8 protein-coding genes are annotated in these 5,739 nt (G+C 64.4%); 3 read left to right on the plus strand and 5 right to left on the minus strand.

What is annotated here, in order from left to right; all coding sequences use genetic code 11:
• Positions 1–9: 9 nt before the first annotated feature.
• Positions 10–720: a pirin family protein gene (locus tag AX735_RS10505; protein ID WP_066279492.1), complete on the minus strand. Its 711-nt coding sequence runs from the start codon at positions 718–720 to the stop codon at positions 10–12.
• Positions 721–833: 113 nt separating this feature from the next.
• Between AX735_RS10505 and AX735_RS10510 the strand changes: the two genes are divergently transcribed.
• The 3 genes from AX735_RS10510 to AX735_RS10520 all read left to right on the plus strand — a co-directional run bounded on the left by AX735_RS10510 (position 834) and on the right by AX735_RS10520 (position 4,125).
• Positions 834–1,730, plus strand: a complete 897-nt coding sequence (locus tag AX735_RS10510) for a LysR family transcriptional regulator (protein ID WP_066279495.1) — start codon at positions 834–836, stop codon at positions 1,728–1,730.
• Positions 1,731–2,002: 272 nt separating this feature from the next.
• Positions 2,003–2,704, plus strand: coding sequence for a response regulator transcription factor CtrA (gene ctrA, locus AX735_RS10515; RefSeq protein ID WP_023839689.1), 702 nt, complete (start codon positions 2,003–2,005; stop codon positions 2,702–2,704).
• 155 nt (positions 2,705–2,859) lie between these two features.
• Positions 2,860–4,125, plus strand: a complete 1,266-nt coding sequence (locus AX735_RS10520) for an MFS transporter (RefSeq protein WP_066279502.1) — start codon at positions 2,860–2,862, stop codon at positions 4,123–4,125.
• 3 nt (positions 4,126–4,128) lie between these two features.
• Here AX735_RS10520 and AX735_RS10525 read toward each other — a convergent pair whose 3' ends face one another.
• The 4 genes from AX735_RS10525 to AX735_RS10540 form a co-directional block, all read right to left on the minus strand.
• Positions 4,129–4,401, minus strand: a complete 273-nt coding sequence (locus AX735_RS10525; protein WP_066279509.1) for a type II toxin-antitoxin system RelE/ParE family toxin — start codon at positions 4,399–4,401, stop codon at positions 4,129–4,131.
• The gene (gene relB / locus AX735_RS10530; protein WP_023839692.1) at positions 4,379–4,573 is read right to left on the minus strand and encodes a type II toxin-antitoxin system RelB family antitoxin; all 195 of its coding nucleotides are present in this window, start codon (positions 4,571–4,573) and stop codon (positions 4,379–4,381) included. Before relB ends, AX735_RS10525 begins: the two co-directional genes overlap by 23 nt.
• A 4-nt stretch (positions 4,574–4,577) precedes the next feature.
• A complete protein-coding gene (gene rsmD / locus AX735_RS10535) occupies positions 4,578–5,135 on the minus strand; it encodes a 16S rRNA (guanine(966)-N(2))-methyltransferase RsmD (protein WP_066279516.1) in 558 nt (185 codons plus the stop codon).
• A 133-nt stretch (positions 5,136–5,268) separates the two neighbouring features.
• Positions 5,269–5,739 (minus strand): pseudouridine synthase (locus AX735_RS10540; RefSeq protein ID WP_156447465.1); only part of this gene is annotated, 471 nt, incomplete at its 5' end.

A 5,739-nucleotide genomic window follows, 5' to 3' on the forward strand; every position in this document is an offset into this window, starting at 1 on the left:
GGGGAGGGATCAGTGGGTGCGGGTCTCCGCGATCAGGAATTCGGCGTCTTCCAGCGCCGTGATCGTGATCTCGGGTTCGCGGGTGATCGCGGCAGCATCGCGTTCGCCGATCTCGACGCCATTAACGCTCACGCTGCCTGCCGACACCACCAGATAGGCGGCATAAGCCGGGTCGATCCGGTGGGTGATGCTGTCGCCCTTGGCGAGTGTCGCCCCGGACAGCCTTGCATCGGCCCGGATCATCAGCGCGCCCGCCAGGATGTCCTCGTCACGGCCGCTGGCCAGAACTTCCAGCTTGCCCGAACGCTCACCCTTGGGGAATTGCTTGGCATCCCAGCGCGGAGCACCGCCCGCTTCATCGGGGATGATCCAGATCTGGAACAGCCGGGTTTCCTCATCCTCCAGGTTGAACTCGCTATGCGCCACGCCGGTTCCCGCGCTCATCACCTGGACGTCGCCCGCTTCGGTGCGGCCTTCGTTGCCCAGGCTGTCGCGATGGGTGATCGCGCCGGTGCGGACATAGGTGATGATCTCCATGTCGCGGTGCGGATGGGTGGGGAAGCCGCTCCGGGGGGCGATCTCGTCGTCGTTCCAGACGCGCAAGCTACCCCAACCCATGCGGGCCGGATCGTGATAGCCGCCGAACGAGAAATGGTGGCGGGCATTGAGCCAACCGTGATTGGCGTGACCCAGGGTGGAAAAATCGCGTTTCTCGATCATGTCACTTGCTCCTTGCTGGCATCGGACCGATGCCGACGCCTTGGCTTGAGCTACAGATAGTCCTGAGCTATCGTTTCCAAAATAGCCAGTTTGGAAAAGGATTGTTTCCGGAGATGCGACTTCCCGATTTCGAGGCCTGGGCGGTTTTCGCAGCGGTTGCCGATACCGGCAGCTTCACCGGAGCAGCCGATGCGCTCAGCCTGTCCAAGGCCAAGGTGTCCAAGGCGGTCTCGCGGCTGGAGGCGGAACTCGGCACCGTGCTGTTTCACCGCACCTCGCGGCGGCTATCGCTGTCGGCGGCAGGGCGTTCGCTGGTCGATCATGCGCGGCGCATCCGCATGGACGGCGAGGCGGCGGTCGAGGCGGCGCGCGACGAGGCGGTGCTCCTGAGCGGAACCGTGCGCATCGCGGTGCCGATGAGCTTCGGCCTCAGCGCTGTCGCGCCGCTGATCGCGCAGTTCATGGCACTGCACCCCGGCATATTGATCGACATGCACCTGTCCGACGCGCGGGTCGATCTGGTCGATCAGGGTTTCGACATGGCGCTGCGCATCGCGGTGCTGCCCGACAGCAGCCTGCGCGCGATCCGGCTGCGCACCGTCAGTCTCTACCTGATTGCCGCCCCCGGCTATTGCGCGCGCCACGGCACGCCGCACCATCCCGCAGAGCTGGAGGCGCACAAGGCGGTTCATTATGCCAACAGTCCGCAGCCGGGACTCTGGCCGCTGACGGGACCCGACGGGACGCGCGTGCTCGCCCGTTCGCAGCCTGCGCTGATCGTCAACAATGCCGATGCCGCGATGCCCGCCGTTTTCGACGGTCAGTGCATCGCCGCCTTGCCCGATTTCTTTTGCATGGACGGTCTTTCTGACGGGCGGCTGGTGCACCTGCTGCCCGAATGGCGGTTCGAACCGCTGACGCTCAGCATCGTCACGCCGCCCTCGCCGCACCGCCCAGCGCGGGTCGAGGCTCTGATCGCCTGGCTGCGTAAAGGTTTGCAAGGGGAGTAAATTCGCGTTTCATCTCCGTTACCAATTGGAAACCAATTGGCGCTACTCGGTCAAAAGCGACGAACCGAAAAGGACCGTCTAAGTGCCGGAAATGGGAGTCTTTTGAGCCCCTTCGCGCCCTTGCAGGCTTCGGCGACTCGTGGAGTCAGGCCGGTTAATTCAAAATTAACCTTTTGCCCCCAAAAAAATATGGTTAATGTTTTCCTCGTCGATCCGTTCTTGGGTCCAGATGACTGAACGGTGCCGATGGCACGGGCGAAAAGGGGCTGCACATGCGGGTGCTTTTGATCGAAGATGAGCCGACCACGGCCAAGGCAATCGAGCTGATGCTCACGACCGAGGGTTTCAATGTCTATACCACCGACCTGGGTGAGGAAGGCCTCGACCTCGGCAAGCTCTATGATTACGACATCATCCTGCTGGACCTGAACCTGCCCGACATGCACGGCTATGACGTGCTGAAGAAGCTGCGCGTCGCCAAGGTGCAGACGCCGGTGCTCATCCTGTCCGGCATTTCGGAAATGGACAGCAAGGTGCGTTCGTTCGGTTTCGGCGCCGACGATTATGTCACCAAGCCGTTCCATCGCGAAGAGCTGATCGCCCGTATCCACGCCGTGGTCCGCCGCTCCAAGGGCCATTCGCAAAGCGTCATCCGCACCGGCAAGCTGGCGGTCAACCTCGATGCCAAGACCGTCGAGGTCGATGGTGCCCGCGTCCATCTGACCGGCAAGGAATATGCGATGCTCGAGTTGCTTTCGCTGCGCAAGGGCACCACGCTGACCAAGGAAATGTTCCTGAACCACCTCTATGGCGGCATGGACGAACCCGAACTCAAGATCATCGACGTCTTCATCTGCAAGCTGCGCAAGAAGCTGGCGCTGGCCTGCGGGGGCGAGAATTATATCGAGACCGTCTGGGGCCGCGGCTATGTGCTGCGCGATCCGGAGGCCGATGGCGAGGTAATCGCCGCCTGATTACTCCTGAACTACCCTTCACACTTCCTTCTCTTCCATAAAGGGGTCGCGGGCAACCGCGGCCCCTTTTGGCTGTTCGCCAGGCGATGCAGATGCGCGCTTTTGCTTGCCAAGCCGGGCCTCGACGTTAACGGTCGCGCGCCGGGGAGGGCCGAATGACGCATCCATATCGTACGCATGCGCGGGTGCTGACCGCTTCGCTGGTCGGCACGGCGGTCGAATTCTACGATTTCTATATCTATGCCACCGCCGCCGCGCTGGTGTTCGGACCGCTGTTCTTCCCCTCCGAAAGCGCCTCTGCTCAGCTGATGCTGAGCTATATGAGCTTTGGCCTCGCCTTTTTCGCGCGGCCCGTCGGCGCGATCGCCTTCGGGCATTTCGGCGACCGGATCGGGCGCAAGTCGACGCTGGTCGCCTCGCTGCTGCTGATGGGCGGATCGACGCTGCTGATCGCCTTCCTGCCGACCTGGCAGATGGTCGGCTGGGTCGCGCCGCTGCTGCTGTGCATCCTGCGTTTCGGCCAGGGCTTCGGCCTTGGCGGCGAATGGGGCGGCGCGGCGCTGCTGGCGGTGGAGAACGCACCCCCGGGCTGGTCGGCGCGCTTCGGCATGGCCCCGCAGCTCGGCGCGCCGGTGGGCTTCATCGCCGCCAATGGCCTGTTCCTGCTGCTGGGGCTCAATCTGACCGAAGAACAGTTCGTCAGTTGGGGCTGGCGTGTGCCGTTCCTTGCCAGCGGCATCCTGGTCGGGCTCGGCCTATGGGTGCGGCTCAAGATCAGCGAGACACCGGATTTCGCGCGCGTGCTCGAGGCGGAGCGCCCGGCACCGGTGCCGGTGGCGGAACTGCTGCGCCACCATCTGCGCGCGACGCTGGCGGGCACGTTCGCGGTCGTTGCGTGCTTTGCGATCTTCTATCTCTCGACCGCCTTCGCGCTCGGCTATGCCACTACCGCGCTGGGTCATGACCGGACGAGCTTCCTGATCGTCCAGCTGGGTGCGATCCTGTTCCTGGCGCTGGGCATCGTCATTTCGGGCTATCGATCGGACGCGACGAGCAGCGGCCGCGTGCTGATGATCGGCTGCGCGGCGACCGTCGGCGTCGGCCTGATGTTCGGGCCGCTGCTGGGTTCGGGTTCGCTCTGGCTCGCCTGGATCGCCTTGTCGGTCGCGCTGCTGGTGATGGGCTTCGTCTATGGCCCTCTGGGCGCTTGGCTGCCGCAGCAATTCCCCGCGCGCGTGCGCTATACCGGCGCGTCGGTGGCGTTCAACGGCGGCGGCATCATCGGCGGCGCAGTCGCCCCGATCGCCGCGCAGGCACTGGCGGACATGGGCGGCGCGGACGCTGTCGGCCTGTATCTGGCGGCAGCGGGGCTGGTCAGCCTTGCCGGTTTATGGGCGCAACGGGGGCGGGCGGCAGGTTAGCGTTCAGGGATATTGCTGACGGGCGTGGAGAACTGCAGTGATCACGATCGCATCCCGCTCAACTTCGTAAATCAGCAGATAATTCGGATGAACTATGACCTCTCTCGTGCCTTTCACCCGGCCGGGACGATGCATCAGGGGGAAATCGAGCAACTGTCTGGCGTACCGATCGAATTCTGCCTTTAACCGCTCGGCGGCGTCAGGGTTGCGTTCGGCAATATAGCCGATGATATCATCATGATCGGCTCTGGCTTCAGCCGTCCAGATCAGCTGCACGCTGTCGCGCCTTGGCAATGATTTTGTCAGCGCTTGCCATCACCTCCTCATGGGGAACACGGGGTGCGGTCGATTGCAGCGCGCGTTCGACCTTGGCGCGGAACCACGCGTCATAGGCCTCTTCCTCTTCGGACGAGGCGAATTCGGACTCGATCGGGGAATATTTGACCATCGCCTCAGTCTATCACAGCCGCCGCGGGCCGCAACAGCGTGAGCTTGGCCTTGCCGACGACGCGTTCGGCGTCGATCTCGAACCCGGCGACATCGAGGCTTTCCCTGGCCGAGGTTTCCACGCTGATCCAGCTTGACGGCGCGAACCAGCCCAGGCGGCCGAGCTTGTCGAGCGCTACTGCGCCCGCGCCGGTGCCATAAGGCGGGTCGAGCAGCACAAGGTCGAACGGCCTGATCGCCGGGCCGAGCGACAGCGCGGAACTCGGCCGCACCTCGCAGCGCGCATCGGCCCCGAGCAGGCGGATATTGCCCTTGAGCACGTCGATCGCAGGCCGGTCCTGCTCGACGAACACGCACCGCGCCGCTCCGCGCGACAGGGCTTCGAGCCCCAGCGCGCCGGAGCCCGCAAACAGGTCGAGCACGCTCAGTTCCTCGAACGAGCCCAGGCGGCTGGTGAGCATCGAGAACAGCGTCTCGCGGGTGCGGTCGGCGGTGGGACGGGTGGTGTCGCCCGGCGGGGCCTTGAGCTTGCGTCCTCGCCATTCGCCCGAGATGATGCGCAGCATGATCAGGCCTTCTCCCCGGTGGGGGAGGGCGGCATCAGCCCCCTCTCCCAGCTCCGACTAGGCTCGCTACGCTCGCCAAGTCTGCGCAACCCTCTCCCTCGGAGGGGAGAGGGGATGGATCGAACACCCCTCATTTCAGCGTCTTTCTGAACGCAACCACATCGTGGCGGCGCACCTCGTCGATCGCGCCGACTTCGAGCCCTTCGAGCAGGAACGGGCCATAACGCGTGCGGATGAGGCGCGAGACCTTGAGGCCGAGATGTTCGAGCACGCGGCGGACTTCGCGATTCTTGCCCTCGGTCAGCGTCATCTCGATCCAGCCGTTGCGTCCGGTGCGGCGCTCCAGATTGGCGTCGATCTTGCCGTAGCGCACGCCCTCGATGGTGATGCCGTGGATCAGGTCCTCGAGCTGCGCCTGGCTGACCTCGCCGAACGCGCGCGCGCGATAGGTGCGCTCGACCCCTGTCGCGGGCAGCTCCATCTGGCGCTTCAATTCGCCGTCATTGGTCATCAGCAGCAGCCCCTCGGTATTGAGGTCGAGCCGACCGACCGGCATCATCCGGGGCGCATCGGGCGCGACCTTGGCGAGATGCTCGTAGAT

Source organism: Blastomonas sp. CCH1-A6 (genome assembly GCF_001556365.1).
Lineage (GTDB): Bacteria > Pseudomonadota > Alphaproteobacteria > Sphingomonadales > Sphingomonadaceae > Blastomonas > Blastomonas ursincola.